The 23,925-nt window shown below is 39.7% G+C and carries 12 protein-coding genes; 10 read left to right on the forward strand and 2 right to left on the reverse strand.

From position 1 onward, the window contains the following. Positions 1-311: 311 nt before the first annotated feature. A complete protein-coding gene (locus I6F10_RS02815; protein ID WP_002959736.1) occupies positions 312-1,934 on the reverse strand; it encodes an alpha-glucosidase family protein in 1,623 nt (540 codons plus the stop codon). A 662-nt stretch (positions 1,935-2,596) separates the two neighbouring features. On the opposite strand from I6F10_RS02815, the gene I6F10_RS02820 reads away from it, so the two are divergent. The 7 genes from I6F10_RS02820 (at position 2,597) to I6F10_RS02850 (ending at position 18,152) form a co-directional block, all read left to right on the forward strand. Beyond that, positions 2,597-5,380: a TonB-dependent receptor gene (locus I6F10_RS02820; protein WP_165724083.1), complete on the forward strand. Its 2,784-nt coding sequence runs from the start codon at positions 2,597-2,599 to the stop codon at positions 5,378-5,380. A 109-nt stretch (positions 5,381-5,489) separates the two neighbouring features. Beyond that, a complete protein-coding gene (locus I6F10_RS02825) occupies positions 5,490-6,986 on the forward strand; it encodes a tryptophan halogenase family protein (RefSeq protein ID WP_165724085.1) in 1,497 nt (498 codons plus the stop codon). Positions 6,987-7,036: 50 nt separating this feature from the next. Then, positions 7,037-8,836, forward strand: a complete 1,800-nt coding sequence (locus I6F10_RS02830) for a glycoside hydrolase family 13 protein (protein WP_442448579.1) — start codon at positions 7,037-7,039, stop codon at positions 8,834-8,836. An 88-nt stretch (positions 8,837-8,924) separates the two neighbouring features. Further along, entirely contained in the window at positions 8,925-10,784 is a 1,860-nt protein-coding gene (locus I6F10_RS02835) for an alpha-amylase family protein (protein ID WP_197098404.1), read from the forward strand. Next, the gene (locus tag I6F10_RS02840; protein WP_197098405.1) at positions 10,777-12,282 is read left to right on the forward strand and encodes an MFS transporter; all 1,506 of its coding nucleotides are present in this window, start codon (positions 10,777-10,779) and stop codon (positions 12,280-12,282) included. Before I6F10_RS02835 ends, I6F10_RS02840 begins: the two co-directional genes overlap by 8 nt. A 9-nt stretch (positions 12,283-12,291) precedes the next feature. Further along, a complete protein-coding gene (locus I6F10_RS02845) occupies positions 12,292-14,703 on the forward strand; it encodes a glycoside hydrolase family 15 protein (protein ID WP_197098406.1) in 2,412 nt (803 codons plus the stop codon). 521 nt (positions 14,704-15,224) lie between these two features. After that, positions 15,225-18,152 carry a TonB-dependent receptor gene (locus I6F10_RS02850; protein ID WP_197098407.1) on the forward strand — a complete coding sequence of 976 codons (2,928 nt, stop codon included), beginning with the start codon at positions 15,225-15,227 and terminating at the stop codon, positions 18,150-18,152. Positions 18,153-18,358: 206 nt separating this feature from the next. Here the strand turns inward: I6F10_RS02850 and I6F10_RS02855 are convergent, their stop codons facing one another. Then, positions 18,359-19,375, reverse strand: coding sequence for a LacI family DNA-binding transcriptional regulator (locus I6F10_RS02855; RefSeq protein ID WP_197098408.1), 1,017 nt, complete (start codon positions 19,373-19,375; stop codon positions 18,359-18,361). A 290-nt stretch (positions 19,376-19,665) separates the two neighbouring features. Here I6F10_RS02855 and glk point away from each other — a divergent pair, with 290 nt between their 5' ends. From glk to edd, 3 genes are all read left to right on the forward strand, one after another. Next, positions 19,666-20,658, forward strand: a complete 993-nt coding sequence (gene glk / locus I6F10_RS02860; protein WP_197098409.1) for a glucokinase — start codon at positions 19,666-19,668, stop codon at positions 20,656-20,658. A gap of 38 nt (positions 20,659-20,696) precedes the next feature. Then, the gene (locus I6F10_RS02865; RefSeq protein WP_002959752.1) at positions 20,697-21,710 is read left to right on the forward strand and encodes a LacI family DNA-binding transcriptional regulator; all 1,014 of its coding nucleotides are present in this window, start codon (positions 20,697-20,699) and stop codon (positions 21,708-21,710) included. 335 nt (positions 21,711-22,045) lie between these two features. After that, positions 22,046-23,896 (forward strand): phosphogluconate dehydratase, encoded by a 1,851-nt coding sequence (gene edd / locus I6F10_RS02870; protein ID WP_197098410.1) that lies wholly within the window; start codon positions 22,046-22,048, stop codon positions 23,894-23,896. Positions 23,897-23,925: the final 29 nt, after the last annotated feature.

The raw sequence follows: 23,925 nt of genomic DNA on the forward strand, positions 1-23,925 counted from the left end.
TTAGCTGGAGTAATATATTTAGTAGCTACGAAAACCTGATTCTACGCTTTATATTAATAACCTTTAGATTGTTTTAGGGAAAATTGATTTCTTAGGTTCAAAAATGAAATGGATAAGCGTCATTGTTTATTTCTACTATGAGGATATTTTAAGTTTGTAATATCAGCCGTATTATTTGCTTTAACTGAATGTCTAAATGGTGAAACTAAAAGTCACTAGAATGCGTTAAATACAAAAAAGCCCAAGTGAATAGCTTGGGCTTTTTCGTGTGTAACGCACTTAGGTAAATATTAAACGCAACTTTTGAGTGATTAACACTGAGCGTAAAAACATGCGTAAGGCTCAAGCGTTGTGGTGCCTTGGTCTAACTTTGCGCTGTGGTGGCTAAGCTCGGTGTATTCTTTAACGATTGATGTTGGCATATCAATACTTGTTTGCTTAGCGCTGAGATTGAACATACAAAGCATTCTTTGCTTTCCAAGCGTTCTATAAAAAGCAAGCACAGGCTCTGGCGTTTCAATAAATTCAATATCACCCTCAAGTAAAACTGTTTGACCTTTTCGCCATGCCATAAACTCACGGTAGGCATTTAAAATTGAGTTATTATCATCTGTTTGTATAGCTACTGATTGCTGCTTATGTGCATTATCAACGGGTAGCCAAGGTTTTACTTCACTAAAACCTGCATGAGATGAATCAGCTAGATCCCAAGGCATTGGTGTTCTACAGCCATCACGCCCTTTAAAATTAGGCCAAAATGTAATGCCGTATGGGTCTTGTAAATCTTCAAATGCCACACTTGCTTCACCTAGACCTAACTCTTCACCTTGATACATACACACGCTGCCACGAAGAGAAGCTAATAGGGCGGTTAGCATTTTACATTGTTGAGGGTTTACTTCGCCATTTTCGCTCCAGCGGCTCGCTACGCGCTCTACATCATGATTACTGAATGCCCAGCATGGCCAGCCTTCAGTCATACGTTGTTCTAGAGTTTGAACCGTAGTTCTAATATATTCACTTGAGTAATCATTTGTTAATAGCTCAAAGCTATAACCCATGTGCAGTTTGTCGCCACCTTGGGTGTACTGCGCCATTGTAGCTAATGAATCTTCTGATGAGATTTCGCCAAGCGATACAGTACCTGGGTATTTATTAAGTAATGTGCGAATATCTTGCATAAACTCAATATTTTCAGGCTGAGTATTATTGTAGTAATGGTACTGAAATGCATACGGATTATCTTCACTAAAACCACGCCCCTGGCGCTTATCTTTTGGTTTAGCCGGATTATCACGTAATTGCGCGTCGTGATAGCAAAAATTAATTGCATCAAGCCTAAAACCGTCAACGCCTTTTTTAAGCCAAAACTCAACATTATCAAGCACAGCTTTTCGAACATCTGGGTTATGAAAGTTAAGATCCGGTTGTTCGGTTAAAAAATTATGTAGGTAGTATTGCCCGCGACGAGGCTCCCACTGCCAAGCACCACCACCAAAAATAGATAGCCAGTTGTTTGGGGCTGTCCCATCATCTTTTGCGTCAGCCCAAACATACCAGTCGGCTTTACTGTTATTTTGATTTTCACGGCTATCAGTAAACCATTGGTGTTGATCTGATGTATGGCTTAACACCTGATCAATAATTATTTTAATATTACGAGTGTGGGCTTCGCTTATTAGCTCATCAAAATCATTTAGGTCACCAAAAAGCGGGTCAATGTCACGATAGTCGCTAATATCATAGCCAAAGTCTTTCATTGGCGATTTGAAAAAAGGTGAAATCCAAATAGCATCAACGCCTAAGCTTTTAATGTAATCAATACGATTAATAATCCCTCTTAAATCACCAATGCCATCGTTGTTGCTATCTTGAAAGCTACGCGGATAAACTTGATAAATAACCGCACCTTTATACCACTGCTTTTGGGTCATGCTTTTCTCCTTCATTCCACACAGTATTTAGACTATTTTTATTTGTGATTACGATTAATCACGTTATTTGCAAAAAGCATACGTGAAGCCTTGTGCACTGTAAAAAGTCTGCATACGTATGCACTAAAATTAACGCAATTAAATTATTAAAAATAAGTACTTATAGCTAGTTTAAAGGTGTTTTATTTATGTGTTGGGTTTTTACCAATTATGGTGCTCACTTACTTTCTGACTTTTATTAAACATAACGGTTTGTCATACAAGAGAAAATATATTTTATGTTTGAATTTAATGGTCTGACCAATTAAACATTTGAATTGTGTCTAATATTTCTTATTTTGAATAGCGATACTAATTAGTTTCACTTTGTTTACATTGCGTCCTGTTAACTTTTAGTTTTTGATACAGTAGATTTTACATGTAATGTTGATTGCGTCATTTTAAATAATTTTATTTATAACAAAATCAATTGTTTAATGTTTGTTTGGTAAGGTTTTTATTAATCTGAAGTCATGCTATAACTGTTGAATACGTATGCATAAAGTTGTTAATAAAATAAAACTGGCGTTAATATCCATCCTGACAACAAAATTAGCTCGCCTGTTTGACTATCACTCAAATAAAGAAGCGAGTATCACAATATGGGTAACGGGAAAAACATCATGTCTATGTTCAAACCAAGTATATTAACGTTGGCAATGGCTACTGCAGGATTAGCAAGCTTTGCCTCTGTAGCAGCACAAGAAGATACAGTTAAAAATGATGACGTTGAGGTTATCGAAGTAAAAGGCTTTCGTGGCAGTGTTGTAGAATCAATCAACACAAAGCGTTTTTCTACTCAAGTCGTTGAGTCAATTTCAGCAGAAGATATAGGTAAGCTACCTGATTCATCTATTGCTGAGTCTATTGCACGTTTACCTGGCTTAACAGCGCAACGCTTAGATGGTCGCGCAAGTAGAGTATCAATTCGTGGTTTTGGTGAAAACGAAAGTGGTACTACATTTAATGGTCGTGAACAAGTCTCTATTGGTGATAACCGCGGCGTAGAGTTTGACCTTTACCCCTCAGAAATTATGAGCGGTGTAACTGTATATAAAACGCCAAATGCAAGTATTGATGCTGAAGGCATTGCAGGTGTAATTAACATGCAAACAGTTCGTCCTTTAAGTAAAGGCGAACGTGTTGTACAAGTAAATGGACAGTATGAGCAAACTAGCTTTGATAAATTAAACCCAGACGGTAACGACGACGGTTACCGAGGTACAGTTTCATACATTGACCAGTTTGCAGACGATACCATTGGTGTTGCATTTGCTTTAAATACGATGAGTTCACCAAATCAAGAAAAGCGTTGGAACTCGTGGGGTTATCCAGAATTCAATGAAAATGGTAACGATTATTCAATTTTAGGTGGTGCTAAACCTTACGTGCGCTCATCAACGCTTGAACGTGACTCGGCAATGCTTGTTTTAGAAGCTGCACCTACAGACAATCTAAGTATGACGTTTGATGCGCTATACGTAGATTTTACAGATGAAAAAATCTTACGCGGTATTGAAGTTCCGTTCGCGTGGGGACAAGGTAGTATCGACTCAAACAGTGTAGTAGTTGATGAAGCGTCAGGCTTTATAACAAGCGCAGTAACCCAAGGACAGCGTGTTGTAGTTCGTAATGACTATGAAGAACGCGAAGCAGAACTTACAGCTTTTGGTTTTAATACTAAATACGATATTGACGATTCGTGGTCAGTAGAGTTTGATGCAAGTTATTCACAAGTAGAACGTAAAATCTGGAGTGTTGAAAGCTATTCAGGCACTGGCCGTGGCGATGCTCGCGGTATTGCAGATAACTTGGGTTACACATTTAATGGTGGTAACACTGGGGCTACTTTTTCACATGATTTAGATTATAGCGATTATGGTTTAATTCAGTTAGGTGGCCCGCTTTCGTGGGGTGAAAGCTCTGCACTTAACGATAAATACGGTTTAACTGGTACTGAATATGAAAACCAAGCGCAAGACGGTTTTATAAATGCACCTACTATTGAAGATGAATTATCAACATTAAAAATAGCCGCTTCAAAGGTATTAGAAAACGAGTACATAAGCTCTATTGAATTTGGTATGTCTTACAAAGAACGTGAGAAAACAAAAGATTCAGAAGGTTACTTCATGACGTTATCTAGCTTTTCGCTTGATAACCCAGGCATGCTTAGCGTGCCAGAACAGCACCGTAACGGAAGTGTTGATTTAGGCTTTATTGGCATGGGCGACATGATTGCTTATGACGTAAATGGCTTAGTTAACGATGGTTATTATGACTTACTTGCAGAGAGCTTAACAAATACAAGTCATGCGACTAAATCGTGGACTGTAAAAGAAGAAATCACTTCTGCATTTGTTCAAGCAAATATAAATGCAGAAGTTAGCGGCTTAGCACTTACAGGTAATGTGGGTGTACGTTATGTTCATACCGACCAATCATCTCAGGGTAATGCATTTAGCACTGTAGATGGTATTGTAGTGGCTTCACCTACTAATATTAGCCACGATTATTCACACGTATTACCAAGCTTAAACTTATCACTTGCGATTGATGAGCAACAAACAGTGCGTTTTGGTGCGGCTAAAACAATTTCTCGTGCACGTTTAGACGAAATGAATTCATCTATTGATGCGTCATACAACACAATACCTGATGAAAATGGTAACTACTGGTCTGTATCGGGTGGTAACCCTAATTTAGAGCCAAAAGAGGCCACTGGTTACGATTTAACATACGAAAACTACTTTAGTGATGAAGGTTACTTCTCTGCTGCATTCTTTTATAAAGATTTAACCCAGTGGATTTTTGACGGCACATACGAAATTGATATGTCGGGCGTTGCTGACCCATCAACAGGTGAAATTCCTGCTACATCTGAGGGTACGGGGAGTGGTAAAATCAATGGCGGTGGGGGTGACCTATACGGTTACGAGCTATCACTGGCGCTTCCATTTAAAATATTCCACCCATCACTTGAAGGCTTTGGTTTAATTGCAAGCCATACCGGTATTGAATCAGACATTGAAGATCAAAACGGTAATGAGTACGAGCTACCGGGTCTGTCTGACAAAATTCAAAGCTTAACGGTTTACTACGAAATGAATGGTATTCAGCTGCGCACCAGCATGCGTAAACGTAGTGCCTTTAAAGGTGATGTATACGGGCTAGGCTTTGATACTGAACAAGTAGATATCCTAGGCGAAACAATTTGGGATATTCAAGCAGGCTACGACTTTAGTGAGGGCGGTGTTGAAAGCCTTGAAGGGTTATCAATTCAGTTCCAAGTTCAAAACTTAACAGAAGAGCCGTTTACATCGCTTTCTGGCGATAACGCGCTACAAGTTCGTGACTACCAAGATTACGGTCGTACTTACTTGTTAGGCTTTAGCTACAAGCTATAATAAAGGTTGTGTGTAGGAGCCCTTGTAATTTGTTTTACAAGGGCTTTTTTATAGCTACTTTACCTAACTTTTTAATCATACTTTGATTTAATAAAACGTGGATAATAAGATGAAATCAATAAAACACGTCGTGATCGCAGGCGGTGGTACCGCAGGTTGGATAACTGCAGCACTGCTTAATAAAGTGTTAGGTAAAGTAATTAATATCACATTGATAGAGTCATCATCTATTGGCACCGTGGGAGTTGGAGAAGCAACCATACCACCTATTATCCAACTTAATAACGCATTAGGCATTAACGAAAAAGAGTTTATAAACGAAACCAACGCAACAATTAAACTCGGTATTGAATTCGAAAACTGGAAAAAACCAACGCACAGTTATATGCATGCGTTTGGCCCGATTGGAAAAGACTTCCCGTTTTGCGACTTTTATAACTTTTGGTTAAAAGGTCGAATCACGGGTTGCGAAGACGATTTATGGGATTTTTCGTTAAATTACCAAGCCGCTAAACAGCATAAATTTGCTCCCTTAAACACAATACCCAATACCCAATTACCTGGGCTAAGTTACGCTTATCATTTTGACGCCACACTTTACGCTGAATATTTAAAAAAGCTGGCAATATCGCGCGGTGTAAAACACATTGATGCCAAAATTAGTGAAGTTACACAATGTTTAGCAACGGGTAATGTAGAAACACTCATACTCGATGATAATAAGCAAATCAACGGTGATTTATTTATAGATTGCACAGGGTTGCGTGCGTTGCTTATTGAGAAAACACTCAATACCGGATTTGTAGATTGGTCTCATTATTTACCATGCGATAGTGCCATCGCAGTACAAACAAAATCAAACGATGAATTAAAACCTTATACGCAATCAATTGCTCACAGTGCCGGTTGGCAGTGGCAAATTCCGTTACAAAGCCGAATAGGCAATGGCTTGGTTTATTGTAGTCGTTACTTATCGGATGAAGACGCAAAGGCGTTGTTGCTTAATAACTTACCGGCAGATCCAATAACAGAACCTAGATTTATTAAATTCAAAACAGGTAGACGTGTAAAACAATGGCATAAAAATGTAGTCGCGGTTGGTTTATCAAGTGGCTTTTTAGAGCCATTGGAATCTACAAGCATTCACCTAATTCAAAGCGCAGTTACACGGCTGATCAAATTATTTCCACACCATGGTATCAGCGATGCGTTAGCAAGCGAGTTTAATAAACAAAGCGTGACTGAAATAGAGCATATTCGTGATTTTATTATTCTGCATTACAAACTTACTGTGCGCGAAGACTCCGCATTTTGGCGTCAATGCATGCAAATGGATATACCGGATTCACTGATCCATAAACTTAATCTATTTAAACAAACAGGTAAGGTTATGCGCGAAGACGATGAGTTATTTGCCGAAATAGCATGGCAGCAAGTGATGATTGGACAAGGCTTAATATCTGATGACTATTGCACTATTGCTAATTCGTTTACGGACGAGCAGTTAAGTGATTTGTTTATTAGTTTAAAAACATTAGTAAATTCGACAGTTGAAAAACTTCCTACCCACAAAGAATTTTTAGCCAGTATTAAAAGGGCGTCATAATGCGATTTATACAGCAAATACTCTTAATCTGTTTATATACTATACCAAGCATGTCTTATGCTCTTAGCGTTGAACCAGCTAATTGGTGGGTGGGCATGAAAAAAAATACAATTACGCTAATGTTGCATGAACAAAACATTGCAAACACCCAATTTAAGCTTTTACCTTATCAAGGAGTTGAGCTGGCCAATATTACGCGCACCGAAAACCCTAATTACGTATTTTTACATATAGCCATTAGCGATACAGCCCAAGCAGGCACATTAAAATTTAATAGCAATGGTAAGAATAATTTCATTTTCTCTTTACTTGAGAGAACAAAAAATAGTGCTGTGCGAGAAGGTTTTAGCAGTAAAGATACTGTGTATTTAATTAATCCTGACCGTTTTGTAAATGGCGATAAACAAAATGACACCGTGAGCGGTATGTTGGAGGAAGTAAATCCAACATTTAAAGGAGGGCGACACGGTGGTGATATACAAGGTGTTATTAATGCATTGCCATATTTAAAAGATTTAGGTGTAACGCAGTTGTGGTTAACGCCGGTGCTTGAAAACAACATGCCCGATTACTCTTATCACGGTTATGCTATTACTGATTTTTATAACGTAGACCCACGCATGGGTTCTAATTCACTTTATAAATCGCTCTCAGTAAAGGCCAAAGAGCAGGGTATAGGCTTGGTAATGGATATGGTGCTTAATCACTTTGGTGCAGAGCATACATGGATGAAGGATAAACCGAGCAAAGATTGGATCAACTTTAATGGCGAATTTGAAAATGGTAAAAATGCGACAAGCCATGCCCGCCAAACAATTCAAGACCCACACGCAAGCGATTACGATAAACGCCAGTTTAACGATGGCTGGTTTGTAGCCAGCATGCCGGATTTAAACCAGCGCCAACCACTCTTGAGCGAATATTTAACTCAAAATGCGATTTGGTGGATTGAATACGCAGATTTAAGTGGTATTCGCGTTGATACTTACTCTTACTCAGATAAAGCATTTTTGAGCGATTGGACAAAAGCAATTATGCAAGAGTATCCGGATTTTAATATTGTAGGAGAAGAGTGGACCTCTAACCCTGCTATTGCCTCTTACTGGCAACGTGGTAAGCATAACCAAGATGGATATACATCAAGCTTACCAAGCGTTATGGACTTTTCGTTGCAAGAGTCGGTAATTCAAGCGCTAAATGAAGAAGAAAGCTGGAACACGGGCTGGGTTAAAGTCTATGAGTCGTTAGCTAATGACTTTTTATACCCTGATACTAATAACATTATGGTATTTGCAGATAATCATGATATGAGCCGTGTATACACCGAGCTTGGCCAAGACGAAGCCAAAACTAAAATGGCAATGACTCTATTTTTAACCACACGAGGTATAGCCCAAATGTACTACGGTACGGAAGTGCTATTAGATAACACCCCAAGTAAAGATCATGGCGATATTAGAATAGACTTCCCGGGTGGATTTAAAGGCCAAACTCGGAACGCCTTTACGGGCGAGGGGCTAACAAAACAGCAAAAAGACATGCACAAAACAATTAGTACCTTGCTTAATTTTAGAAAAAGCAGCCCAGCACTTGATAAAGGAAAACTTGTGCATTTTACGCCTCAACAAGGCGTGTATAGTTACGCGCGTATTAGCGACGAGCAAACTGTGTTGGTATTTATGAATAAAAACACAAAAGAGCTAACTAAGAATATTGAGTATATGCAGGAAGTAATACCAAAAAATACCAAAGCACTTAACTTATTCACCCACAAAACACAGGTGTTGGGTAATACAGTTGCTTTACCGGCAATGAGTGCAACGGTATTAATTATAAATACCTCTCAATAGTTTACCTGAATACGTATGCAGCAACTGTATGGTTGCTGCAGTAATCTTTAGTATAAAGTAATAACAATACTGACAAAAAAGACACACAATGAAAAAATTAGTTTATGTACCCGCAGTACTTTGTAGTGCACTTATTGCTACAGGGTGTTCAGAAAATAACAAACCTGAACAACAGCAAACACCCGCACACACACAAAATGAGCTTACCAAGCCGGTTGTATATCAAGTATTTACCCGTTTGTTTGGTAATACCGAAACTGCCAATGTGCCATGGGGCACTAAAGAGCAAAATGGTGTAGGTAAATTTGCCGACTTTAACGATGCCGCCCTCAAAGGTATAAAGGAGCTAGGTACAACGCACGTTTGGTATACCGGCGTATTACACCATGCCTTAGTAGGCGATTATAGCGATTATGGGATTTCTCAAGATGATCCTGATGTTGTAAAAGGACGAGCAGGTTCGCCATATGCAATAAAAGATTATTATGATGTAAATCCTGATTTAGCAATTAACGTGACGAATCGTATGGGAGAGTTTAGCCAGCTCATTGAGCGTACGCACAGCCATGGCATGAAAGTCATTATTGATATCGTGCCTAACCATGTTGCGCGAAATTATCAATCATTAGGAAAGCCTAAAGGGGTTGAAGATTTTGGCGCGCAAGACGACACCAGTAAAACGTACGATAAAAACAACAATTTTTACTATGTGCCTGGGCAGTCATTTCAAGTGCCTACTTCTACAACCTATAACGTATTAGGTGGAAAAGCTCACCCACTTGCTGATGGCTTTTTTGATGAAACACCTGCTAAATGGACAGGTAACGGTGCCCGTGCACCAAAACCCGACATTAACGATTGGTACGAAACTGTAAAAGTGAATTACGGTGTAAAGTCTGATGGCAGCTACGATTTTGCTCAGCTGCCAAACGACTATAAAGACAAGGATTACCGTGCTCACTACGAGTTTTGGCAAGATAAAGAGCTCCCTAATAGCTGGTACAAATTTAGAGACATAGCGCTATTTTGGTTAGATAAAGGCGTTGATGGCTTTAGATACGACATGGCCGAAATGGTGCCTGTAGAATTTTGGAGTTTTTTAAATTCGTCGATAAAAATGCAAAAAAGCGACGCCTTTTTATTAGCCGAAGTGTATAACCCGCTAATGTACCGTGCGTATATTCACCAAGGTAAAATGGACTACCTTTACGATAAAGTGGGCTTTTATGACACACTAAAAGCCATTATGCAGGGTAAGCAAGCTGCTAATACTATTTTTGCTGCCCAAAGCCAAGTTACTGATATTGAAGCACACATGCTGCACTTTTTAGAAAATCATGATGAACAACGTATCGCAAGTCCAGACTTTGCAGGTAATGCCCAGTGGGGTAAACCTGCTTTAGTAGTTTCTAATCTAATTAGTCGCGCGCCAACGCTTTTATATTTTGCTCAAGATGTGGGAGAAGATGGCTCTGAAAACGCAGGATTTGGCACAGCCACACGCACCAGTATTTTTGACTACATTGGCGTGCCAGCGCACCAAGCATGGATGAATAACGGAAAATTTGATGGCGCTAATTTAACAAAAGAGCAAGTAGCACTTCGTGATTACTACAAAGCGGTTATGTCACTTAATAGTTTACCTGCTGTAGTAGGCGGAGAAATGTCGGCACTTAACCTTGTAGGAAGTGAACGTGTTGTTGGTTTTACCCGCTCTTTAGGCCAGCAAAGTGTGCATGTGTTAAGTAACTTTAGCGAGCAGCCACAAATAGTTACGGTTAATTTATCAAAGGCACAATTAGGTGCAATGAGTGAAAATACGCTATTAAATGATTTACTTGAAAATCACACCACCCAGCTTAAAGCTCACCCGCAAGGCGCTACATTTAAACTCACACTTGATGCATTTAGCAGCGCAGTATTAACTAATAAGGCTAATCATGAATAATCAAAATAATAATTATGACAGCAACAAACCAAACCTGAGTTTTTGGCAAATATGGAATATGTGCTTTGGTTTTTTAGGTATTCAATTTGGCTTTGCACTACAAAACGGCAATGTGAGCCGAATATTTCAAACATTAGGCGCACAAGTTGATGATATTCCCATTCTATGGGTTGCAGCACCGCTTACTGGCTTAATCGTACAGCCTATTATTGGTTACTGGAGCGATAAAACGTGGGGGCGCTTTGGCCGCCGTCGTCCGTTCTTTTTTATAGGCGCAGTGTTAACAACGCTTTCACTATTTATTATGCCGCATTCGCCAACGCTTTGGATTGCTGCCGGTATGTTATGGATTATGGATGCGTCAATCAACGTAACCATGGAGCCGTTTAGAGCACTTGTAGGCGATAACCTGCCAGAAAAACAACGCGCTACAGGTTACGGGTTACAAAGCTTTTTTATTGGTATTGGTGCGGTACTAGCCTCAGCACTACCGTGGATGATGACCAACTGGTTTGATGTAAGTAATACCGCAGCGCCTGGGCAAATTCCAGAGTCTGTTAAATACTCATTTTATTGGGGTGGGGTGGTGCTACTTGTTGCAGTGCTTTGGACCGTTGCACGTACAAAAGAGTACAGCCCAGAGCAATTAGCTGAGTTTGAAAAGCAAAGCGCTCAACCTACTACCAGCAAACTGGTTGATATTAACTTTAATAAAGGCGCCATTATTTTTGTAGTGCTGGGTTTAGCAACCCTTGCATTAGTAATGGGCTTATCGCTTGAAAAAGAATTATACCTATTAGCTGGTGGTTTATTAGCGTTTGGTATTGTGCAGTGGATTGCAGCAGCGCTTAAAAGTGCTAACAAAACTCAAGGTGGTTTTTACCAAGTAGTACAAGATGTATTTACAATGCCAGAAGCCATGAAGCAGCTTGCATGGGTGCAGTTTTTTAGCTGGTTTACTTTATTTGCCATGTGGATTTATACCACCGCAGCAGTAACAAGCTTTCATTATGGTAGTAGCGATGCAACCTCTAAAGCATTTAACGATGGTGCAGACTGGGTGGGTATTTTATTTGCCGCCTACAATGGCTTTGCAGCTATTGCCGCTATGTGTATTCCGTTTTTAGTTAAAAAAATGGGCTTAAAAGGCGCGCATTGTTTTAATTTATTGCTGGGCGCATTAGGTCTTGCAAGCTTTATGTTTATTCAAGACCCTAAAATGTTACTTATTCCTATGATTGGGGTGGGGTTTGCGTGGGCGTCTATTTTATCGCTGCCTTACGCCATGCTAAGTAACGCACTGCCAAGTAATAAAATGGGCGTTTACATGGGTATTTTTAATTTTTTTATAGTTATACCTCAGTTACTTGCCGCCAGCATTTTAGGGCTCATTTTACGCCACGTATTTTCTAATCAGCCTATTTACGCATTGTTAATTGGTGCAGCCTCGTTCGTTGTCGCTGCCGTTGCAGTAATGCGCGTTAAAAATTCACATTAAGGACACACAATGAAAAAATATAACCTTATAACCGCCTCACTTTTAACGTTAGGTTTAACCGCCTGTGGCGCTAAAAACACAAGCACAACCAATGAAAGTACCGGCGCACAGATTAAATCTGCACCAGGCGCCCCAGGTGCTGAACCATTTTGGGCTTACGCGGGTAAAACCGGTATTGGTACATCGTACGAGCAATACCAAAACGGCCAATACACTGATACAGCTGCAACGGGGGATGTATCTAAAGTATGGTTTTCAATCGCTAAAGGTATGATCACCGAAACCATGTTTGGGCTTATTCACCAGGCACAAATAAAAGACATGCAATTTATAGTAACAGGTAAAGACTTTACCGTTAGTGAAGCTGATGATTTAGATGTCACCATTGATTACTTACATAAAGATGCACAAGGTCGCCCGTTATCGCTTGCCTACAAAGTAACAAGCACTGATAAACAAGGCCGCTTTAGCCTAGAAAAACACATTTTTACTGACCCAGATGGGCAAACATTATTTGTACGCAGTGTATTTAACACTGAGCTTGAAGGGCTAAAAGCGTATGTGTCTGTTAATCCGTATATTAATAATAACGGGCTAGGTGACTTCGCTAAAACAACAGAGAAAGGGCTTGTAGCATGGGACGATGATAACTATCTATTACTTCAATCCACATCACCATTTAAAGCAAAAACGGTAGGGTTTACAGGAAAAAGTGACGGCATTAACGCACTTAAAACTACGCAATCTATAAATACACAATACACAAATACCGGCGATACAGCAGGTAATGTAAGCATGCTTGCAGAGCTTGGCGACATAAGCGCGAATACCACCTTTGATTTAGCACTTAGTTTTGGTAAAACGCAGCAGCAAAGTATAAAGCAAGGCGAAAAAAGCTTAGCAAAAGGGTACCAAGCGGTGCTTGATCACTATAACGGTAAAGGTGAAGCGCTAGGCTGGGAAGATTACCTACAAAGTCTCAAACCGCTCAATAAAATGATTGAACAAACAGCCGATAACGGTAAGCTTTTATACACCAGCGCCATGGTTCTAAAAGCACAAGAAGATAAAACACACGCAGGGGCATTAATTGCTTCTCTATCTAATCCATGGGGCGAAACGGTTTCGGCTAAAGAGGGCTCTACTGGCTATAAAGCGGTATGGGTGCGCGACTTTTATCAAGTAGCCATGGCCTTTATGGCGCTTGGCGATACTGCCACAGCAAAAACAGCGTTTGAATACCTTGAAAAAGTGCAAGTAAATAGCAAAACACCAGGTAATAAAGGCGATACAGGCTGGTTTTTACAAAAAACGCACGTCGATGGTGAATTAGAATGGGTCGGCGTACAGCTTGACCAAACAGCTATGCCTATTATGCTTGCTTGGAAGTTACATAAAGCCAATGTACTTAGTGATGAAGAGCTAAAAAGCTGGTACGGAAAAATGTTAAAACCCGCGGCTGATTTTTTGGTTGAGGGGGGACTTGCTAAAATTTTGTGGAACGACACGCAAATTACACCACCGGCAACCCAACAAGAGCGCTGGGAAGAGCAAAGTGGTTATTCGCCTTCTACAACTGCAGCAATAGTGGCAGGCCTTATTACCGCAAGCGATATCGCAACGCTTAGCGGTGATGATAAAAACGCAAAGCGTTACCTAGCTACGGCTAAAAAGTATAACAACGATATTGAATCGCAAATGTTTACCACTAAAGGTAACTTAAACGGCGAAAATAGTGATGGTGAATACTTTATCCGTATAGGCCAAGATACCGATGCAAACTCAAACACTAAAATTAACGCTAATAATGGCCGCGAAGGGTTTAATAAAAAGCAAATTTTAGATGGCGGCTTCTTAGAGCTAGTACGCTATGGCGTACGTGATGCTAACGACGAAAGCATTGTTAAAACACTGCCTGAGTACGATGACGAAACGCTTGAAGATAACCTACAGGTTAAATACAGCTTTAGCTTTGACGACGGCAGCGGCACATTTGCAGGCTACCGCCGCTATGGTAATGATGGCTACGGCGAAGATGAAGTAACAGGTACTAATTACGCAGAGGATGGCAGTAATACACCAGGCCAACGTGGTCGTGTTTGGCCATTTTTCACAGGTGAACGTGGGCATTATGAAATAGCTGCAGCTAACGCAAACAACGCCCTTGATGATGCTAAACAAGCGCAAATTAAAAACAGCTATGTTAAAGGGTTAGAGCAATTTGCCAATAATGGAATGATGCTACCAGAGCAAGTATGGGATGGTGTAGGTGAAAATAAAGCTGGGTATGAGCTAGGTGAAGGCACAAATTCAGCAACACCACTTGCATGGACTCATGCAGAATACATTAAGCTGGTACGCTCACTCAGTGATAAACAAGTTTGGGATTATTATCCAGTGGTTGGCGAGTCACTTAATTAGGTTTTATAAATTACGAAACATGAAAAAAAGCTTCTATTTGAAGCTTTTTTTTTACTTAAATTAATTTTGTTTTTTACAATAACCTCGGTTAGGGTGAATCTGTTTTGAATATTTATGCTAACTAATCGTTGCTATATGCCTCATAGAATAATGAAATGTTTGTGTGGTTTTTGTTCCTGTTTTAACTTTAAAGCCTTGCGATGTTGATGTCTTAAACTCACTTTTTAAATTTGGCTTATTGGTCTCGTAAATAATTATGCATAGATGGTTATGTAAATATTATGTTTGCCGTTCTGTTTTTTGGTTTTATCTTTGTTCTTATGTTGATTTATTGTTTTTGTTGATTGTTTTTCTGTTAATTTCTGTCGCATTTAGTTGGTAAGTTCGTTTTCGTTGTGTTATTAATTTGTTTCTCTTGTAGGTTAAGAGGTGTTATTTAATTTATATAAGTAATTTTTATGTGAATTTAAATAATGTAATACATAAAAAATAATAATTTAATTATCTAGGGATAAATCAAGATGAACCACAATTTTTCTAAGACATTTAAACGCTCATTTACTGCAGCAGCAGTTGCAATGACGTTGAGTGCGGCAATGCCTGCAATGGCAGATAACGTTAACGGCGCTATAAAAGGTAGCTTAACGGCTCAGTCAGGTGTTTCGCTAGCGGGTGCAACAATAACAATAACAGATGACACTAAAGGTTATTCAAAAACGCTTATTGCAGATTCTAACGGCGAGTTCGATCTAAAACAGGTACCGGTAGGCAAGTATAATATAGTAGTTTCACAAGCTGGTTTTGACCAAGCTCAAGTTAAAGATGTAGTAATAGGAGTTGGTAAAACAGCTCTTATTGAAATTCCACTAACTACAGGTAATATCGAAAGAATTGCAGTTGTCGGTGGTTCTATTCGTGCGATAGATGTTTCTGCATCAGAATCTTCACTCAATATTAGCTCTGAAGAACTAGAACTTTTACCTATATCTCGCTCTGTAACTTCAGTTGCATTGCTTGCGCCAGGCGCAACTGAAGGGGATAGTCGTTTTGGCGACCAAGCTTCATTTGGTGGTGCTTCTGTAGCTGAAAATGCTTATTACGTGAATGGTCTAAATATGACTAATTTCCGAAATGGTCTTGGCGGTGCAACAATCCCATTTACCGCGTACGATAGCTTCCAAGTTAAAACGGGTGGTTATTCTGCAGAGTTCGGGCGTACTACCGGTGGTTTAATCTCATCAGTTACTAAATCTGGTTCTAATGATTTTCACTTTGGTGTTGAAACGATTTATTCATCTGACTCGTTAAGTGAGCAAGCTCCTGATTCACTTTACAAGCAAAATGATCGCTGTGAAGACGCGGATGGCCATTGTATTGGTGATTTATATGTTAATAACCAAGACGACTACGACAATTCATTTGAAACAAGTATTTATGCTTCAGGTGCGATAGTTGAAGACACATTATTCTTCTATGGTATTTACACTGCAAGAGATAATGACTACGAATACGGTAATGCATCTCAAACAGATTTAACAGTTGAAAAAGATGATGACCCATATTACCTAGCTCGTTTTGATTGGAATATTAACGAAGATCATCAACTAATGCTTTGGGGCTTTAGTGACAAACGCACTTATTCAGAAAAAACAATTTCAGATCCTCAAGGAAATGGTAATTATACTGTAGATGGTGGTACAGCTTATCATAAGCGAGGCGGAGAAAGTTTTGCAGTTCGCTATACTGGTAACCTTACAGATGATCTAAGTATGTCAGCAATGTTTGGCCAAGTTAAGTTTTCAGAAACTGATTACTCAGACTTCGATGATTGTCCTACAGGTTATGATGCCGATTTAGGTGAGGATACTACATGTTATGTAAACTTTACTGTTGGTGAAAATGAAGATAAACGTGAGCAATTGCGAGTTGACTTTGATTACTACCTAAACGATGAGCATACGTTAAGATTTGGCTATGATTCTGAAACTAATACAGCTGATTCAACAACACAAAACTCTGGTGGCGTTTACTACTATTATCGTACATATGAAGAAGGCGCAAGGCTGGCTAATGGTTATGTCTTACCTGAAGAAATGAAGACAACACGTGTACGCGATTATAAAAATGGCGGTTCGTTTGAAGTAGAAAACTGGGCTATTTATATTGAAGATCAATGGTCAGTTACTGAAGATTTAACATTAACATTAGGCCTTCGTAATGATAGTTTTACTAACTACAATGCAGATGGCGAAGAGTTTGTTTCTATTGATAACCAAATTGCCCCTCGTATAGGTGGTTCTTGGGATATTAATGGAGATGGCGATAGTAAGTTATTCTTCACTGCTGGTCGTTATTACCTACCAGTAGCAGCTAATACAAATATTCGTTTAGCGGGTGCAGAAACATTTATCCAAACTTGGTACGCCTATGAAGGCTTAAATGCTGACGGTACTCCTGTAGGTTTAGGTACTCAGCTAGGTGATCCTGCTATTTCTAATGGTGGTGACGGTACTGCGAAACCATCAAATACCTTATCTGATAAAGATCTTGAACCAATGTATAACGATGAGTATATGATTGGTTATCAAGCAGCAATTAATGATGATTGGTCATGGGGTATCAAGGCAACTTACCGTGTTTTAGGTAATCAAATTGATGATGGTTCTTATATCTTTAATGATGAAAATGGTGAATATTTAGGTGAGAACTGGTTCTTATTTAATCCTGGTAATGGCGCTACTTTCAATTTCGATCTTGATGGTGACGGTACCACTGAAGAATATAGCTTTACTGCACAAGAGTTAGGTTACCCGGAAGCTAAGCGTAAATACGCATCAGTTGATTTAACATTAGAGAAAACATGGGATCAGGTTTGGTCTTTAAAAGCGCTATACACATGGTCTCACAACTATGGTAATACAGAAGGTTTTGTTAAATCTGATAATGGTCAAGATGATGCTGGTCTTACGCAAGATTGGGATTACCCTTATTTAATGGATGGTGCTAATGGTAATCTACCTGCAGATCGTCGTCATAACATTAAAATTTATGGTGCTTTTGCTGTTACAGAAGACTTCTTAATTGGTGCTAATGTTAATATCGCATCTGGACGTCCTTGGACTGCTTTAGGTCAAGGTTATACTCCAGATCCTGATCAATACCAATATGGTGATACTTACTATGTAGGTGACAAACGTTTCCCTCGTGGCAGCATGGGTACTACACCATGGACAGCACGTTTAGATCTTAACTTTACTTATAACCTTCGCTTTAACGATCAGAAAGTTCGTTTAGCTATGGATGTATTTAACGTATTTGATGCTTCTACTGAAACTCGTTACGACGAAGCTGCAGAAATAGCTGCTGGCGATGGAAATGCTACATTTGGTTTAGCTCAGTCTTACCAGTCTCCTCGTAGAATTCAATTATCAGCGTCTTACGATTTCTAATAACTTGTTAGTATGAGTTAAAAGTTGTTTAATAAAAAAGCCTCGTTAGAGGCTTTTTTTATATCTAAATTTTGAATTTTCATGAGATATGAATAGATCAGAAAGAAAAGTGAAATGAATGGATAAAAATATACTGAATAAATTAGTGTCGTTGTAACTTCCAATTAAAACCGTTTATAAATTCTACTTTATTTTATCAGCCCGGCTCAGCTTGAACTTCTAGGAATGAGAATAGGAGGCAACAGGGTGCTTTGAACTTCTTCACCACGTATCAGTTTTAATAGGTTCTCTACTAACATTTGCCCAGCAATAGTGGTGTTTTGCTCTATTGTAGTTAGTGGTGGGTTTACATAACTTGCAATGGCTATATTATCAAAGCCGACAACCGCAACATCTTTCGGCACGTTGATATTTGCTTCTTTAAGTGCGCGTATAGCCCCTATAGCAATTAAGTCACTTGCAGCAAATAAGGCGTTAAATTTAATATTATTAGCAATTAGTGAGCGTGTGGCGTGATAGCCAGATTCTTCAGTAGAGATAGCATTAGCCATTTTACGCTCATTTATTTTAACGTTGTTAGCCAATAGCTCATCCTTAAAACCCTGAAATCGACTAAAAAATTCAGGACTGTGATCAGATGCATCACCAATAAAAGCGCAATCAGTTCTGCTATGCGCAATAAAGTGCTCAGCGGCGAGCTTACCGCCACCGTAGTTATCACAACAAACAGTTAAATCGGGACGGTTATCTACCGTTGCACCCCAGCAAACAAACTTAGTATTTTGTTCAAGTAAGGTGTTAAATTTTGGTTGGTAATCAATGTAATCGCCATACCCGAGTAAAATAATGCCATCGGCTCTGTGGCTGTCTTCGTAGTCTGCTTGCCAATCAGCACTGGCCGATTGAAATGAAACTAATAAATCGTAACCTTCTGTAGCGCAAGCACGGGTAATACTGCCAAGCATGGCTAAGAAGAAAGGATTTATTTGGGACTCGTCAGAAGTGGGATCTTCAAACAACAATAATGCAAGCGTACTACTTTGTTGAGTGCGAAGGTTACTCGCATTTTTATCAACTTTATAATTAAGCTTTTTAGCTATATCGAAAACACGCTTGCGTGTTTCTTCATTAACAAGGTGGCTGTTACGTAAAGCGCGAGATACAGTCGATTGAGATACCCCTGCATAGTGGGCAATATCAAATGAGGTAGCTTTACCTTTCATTGTTACAACTTAATTAAATTGATAAATAATTGTGTCATTTTCGTTTATTGATGAATAATTTCAAGCTTTTTGTGAATTAACGTATATTTTTATTGATAAATTCCTGACACCGGTGTCATAATGTCAGTGTTTTATCATTTTGTTGTCAAAACGTATTCGCTGTCTATATCTTTATAGGCAGCATTTTTTACTGTGATAGCTACTTTGAGGTGATAGCTCAAAGTATAAATAACAATGGTACACCATTGTAAAATAATAAGCATGAGTCGCTTAACAAAAGAGATAATACTATGAGCCCAAACGCTTCTGCCCAATTTGATCCCATCTTAGTTGCTGATGTCGGCGGCACTAATGCCCGCTTTGCTTTAATAACTGCTTTTAATGAACAGACTAACCAATTTATAATAGAGCACATTAATATTTTTCCTAGTGCCAACTTTGGTTCTCTTGAAAGTGCGCTCGAGCAATATTTGCTAACAGCCCCACATATTGCCCCCAAACGCGCATGTTTAGCCGTTGCAGGGCCAATAAAAGCCGGGCAAGTGCATTTAACCAATTTAGGTTGGCATTTTAGCGTCAGTGAATTTAAAACTCATTTTGATTTACAACAACTTGAAGTCATTAATGATTTTGCTGCCTTTGCTTACGCTGCCCCTTACTTAGATCCTAAACAAAATGTCATTGTTAAATCAGGTCAAGCTGATGATAACGCAAACATTGGTGTTATAGGTCCAGGTACTGGTTTTGGTGCCGCGTGCTTAGTTAGAACGTCTCAATCTACCGCAGTGCTAAGTTCAGAAGGGGGGCATATATCACTTGCACCTGTTAATGAACTCGATACTTTATTATTAAATGAGTTACGTAAAGATCATCCCCATGTTTCTATCGAAACAGTTTTTTCAGGTCCTGGCATAGCGCATTTATACAAAGCAATGTCTGCGGTTAAGGGTGTAATAGCTAAAAATTTAGATGCCGCACAAATTAGCAGCCTTGCAAATAGTGGTGAATGTGATGTGTGTGATGCAACCTTAAACCAGTTTTGTGATTGGATTGGCAGTGTTGCCGGTGATTTAGCGGTTGTTTATGGCGCGTTAGGTGGATTATTTATTGGCGGTGGAATACTACCTCGTATGCAAGCGAGACTTCTTGAGAGTCGTTTTGTTGAACGATTTTCGCAAAAGGGTATTATGTCGCAGTACGCAGGACAAATCCCTGTAACACTCGTAACACAAGACAACATACCGCTTATTGGCGCTGCTGCGTGTTTACACAATAGCAAATAGGGCTTTTGTCTTACAGGTTGTATTTGGATAATGGACAGATGAAAAAAGTAACCATAAATAGTGTAGCAAGCCATGCAGGGGTTTCTAAAAAAACCGTCTCACGCGTGTTAAACAATGAGCCTAATGTAAGTGCCGCCACCCGAGAAAAGGTGCTTGCGGTATTTAAAGAGCTTGATTACACCCCAAATCCAATTGCACGAGGTCTTGCTCAAAATCGTAGCTTTATTATTGGCTGTTTATACGATAACCCAAGTAAAAGTTATATTACCCGAGTGCAAACGGGCGCCTTAGAAGCGTGTAAAGAAAACAATTATAATTTATTGATACACCCTTGTGAGTTTCGTGGTGAAGCACTTATAAATAATATTGAGCAATTACTACAAACTTCTCGATTAGATGGCATTGTGCTAACACCTCCTTTTGGTGATTTTGCTGAGCTTGCTTCTTTTTTAAAATCTAAAAAAATTCCTTATGCAAGAGTTGCTTCAGCTTTACTACAAGATGATTCAATTTCAGTGCGTAGTAACGACGAGCAAGGCGCATTTGAGATTACCGAGCATTTAATTAACCTCGGTCATAAATCTATAGCTTTTATTAAAGGGCACCCGGATCACAGTGCCACGCAACAACGTTTTAAAGGTTACAGGCGTTCACTTGCAAGCCATGGTATAGAATTTGATGAGCGCTTAGTCGAGGAGGGTAACTTTAGTTATCACTCAGGTGTAGATAGTGCACGCAGCATATTAGATTTATCCCCTAGGCCAACCGCTGTATTTGCATCAAACGATTACATGGCGGCTGCCGTACTTAAATTAGCAACTCAGCGCCAATTAAAAGTGCCTGATGACATTTCAATAGCTGGGTTTGATAATGCGCCCATTGCACGTCATATTTGGCCTGGGTTAACAACGATTGCACAGCCCGTTGAAGAAATGACTAAACAAGCCGTAACGCAACTTATTTCACACATAGCTCAACCACAAGAGCAGCCGTATCAGGTAACGCTTGAGTCGCGCTTGATTACACGCGAGTCTACCTCAGCAATAAAATAGTGAGTTTAAAACACTTTCACAGTAGCCCGAATATGAGTGACGCTTATTCGGGCTTTTTTTACTCTGAACTTGCTAAAACATGGTTTGTGCCTAAAAATCAATTAGGTCATTATTCGGTCATGTTAAAATATTAAACTATTTTTGTTACCCGGGGTTGACACCGGTGTCATTGCTATGCGTTAATACAGTGACACCGGTGTCAGGGTTGTTGTGAGAGGCTCCCTGGTAGCGTACCTTTGAACGGGTAAATCAAAGATGCTCAGTACAGTTATTTACGTGGAGTCTGTAGTTGCTACTGAGCCTTTATCCTCTAACTAATAGAGATGAGTTAAATTATGTTACATCCTCGTATTCAAGAAGTTACCCAGCGCGTTATCGAACGCAGTAAAAATACCCGTCAAGATTATTTAGATCGCATTTCGCACGCAAAAAAACAAACAAGAGTTCGTGCCGGTTTAGGTTGTGGAAATATAGCCCATGTTATGGCTGCATGTAGCAGTGATGACAAAGCGCGCTTAAAGGCAGATGAGCAGCCAAATCTTGCTATTATCAACTCATATAACGATATGTTATCGGCTCATGTGCCATACAAAGACTACCCAGATTTAATTAAAGAAATTGCAACAAAATACGATGCTACAGCTCAAGTTGCTGGTGGCGTGCCTGCAATGTGTGATGGTGTTACGCAAGGGCGTGACGGCATGGAACTTTCACTTTTTTCTCGCGATGTAATTGCTATGTCTACAGCAATTTCTCTTTCGCACGATGTGTTTGATGGCGTTTTTTGTTTAGGCGTTTGTGACAAAATTGTTCCTGGTTTATTAATTGGTGCATTGTCGTTTGGTCATTTACCTGTGTTCTTTTTACCAGCAGGTCCAATGCAATCAGGTATTCCGAATAAAGAAAAAGCACGTATTCGCCAAAAGTTTGCACAAGGTTTAGTGAGCCGCGAAGACTTACTCGAAGCTGAAAGTGCGTCTTATCACAGCGCTGGTACATGTACGTTCTACGGTACTGCCAATTCAAACCAAATGTTGATGGAAATAATGGGCTTACACCTTCCAGGTAGCTCGTTTATTAACCCTTACACTGAGCTTCGCGATGGCCTTACAGGGAATGCTGTAGAAACAATGCTTAAGCAGCTTATAGATGATAAAGAAAGCCCGTGTTTAGCCGATGTGATCAGCGAAAAAACGATTATAAACGGTTTAGTAGGCCTGCTTTCTACAGGTGGTTCTACTAATCATGCAATCCATATTGTTGCGATAGCAAAAGCTGCCGGCATTCAGGTTACGTGGAAAGATATGTCTGACTTATCAGAAGTTGTACCACTTCTTACACGTATTTACCCTAACGGCTCAGCTGATGTAAACCACTTTCAAGCAGCAGGCGGTATGGGTTTCTTAATGAGAGAACTAGCAAGCGCTGGTTACTTACATACAGACGTTAAAACAATGCTTGGCGATGGTTTAGCACCATACATGACAGAGCCTCGTTTGGATAAAGACGATAGCTTGATCATGAGCGACTCAACTGGCCCAACTAAAGTTAAATGGGTAGATTGCCCAGCAAACTCGCACGATGAAGAAGTACTTCGCCCAGTGAGTAACCCATTTAGTAAGCAAGGTGGTCTGCAACTTCTAACTGGCAACTTAGGTAAAGCTGTTATCAAAGTGTCAGCTGTTGCTGAAGAACATCAAACCGTTACTGCTCCTGCAAAAGTATTTAGTTCACAAAGTGCTCTGCAAGATGCATACACTCGTGGCGAATTAAACCAAGACTTTATTGCCGTGCTAAAAGAGCAAGGCCCTAAAGCGAAAGGTATGCCAGAGCTACACAAGTTAACGCCAGTAATGGCAACGCTTCAAGATGAAGGCTTTAAAGTAGCCATTGTTACTGACGGTCGTATGTCGGGTGCATCAGGTAAAGTACCTGCTGCTATTCACTTAGCACCAGAGGCAGTAGAAGGCGGCATTATTGCTAAAATCCGAGAAGGCGATTTAGTGACGCTTGATGCACCAAACGGAATATTAAAAGTACATGTTAGCGACGAAGAACTTGCTAAGCGTGAAGCAGAGCTTAGCCTGCCAAGTGCAACATTTGGTACAGGTCGTGAATTATTTACTGGATTTAGAAATATCGTAAGCAGTGCCGATTTAGGCGCGAGTGCTTTTGGACTTGAATAAATATTAGCCATACTGGGTAATGAGGAACA

Source organism: Pseudoalteromonas sp. SWYJZ98 (assembly GCF_015864495.1).
Lineage (GTDB): Bacteria > Pseudomonadota > Gammaproteobacteria > Enterobacterales > Alteromonadaceae > Pseudoalteromonas > Pseudoalteromonas distincta.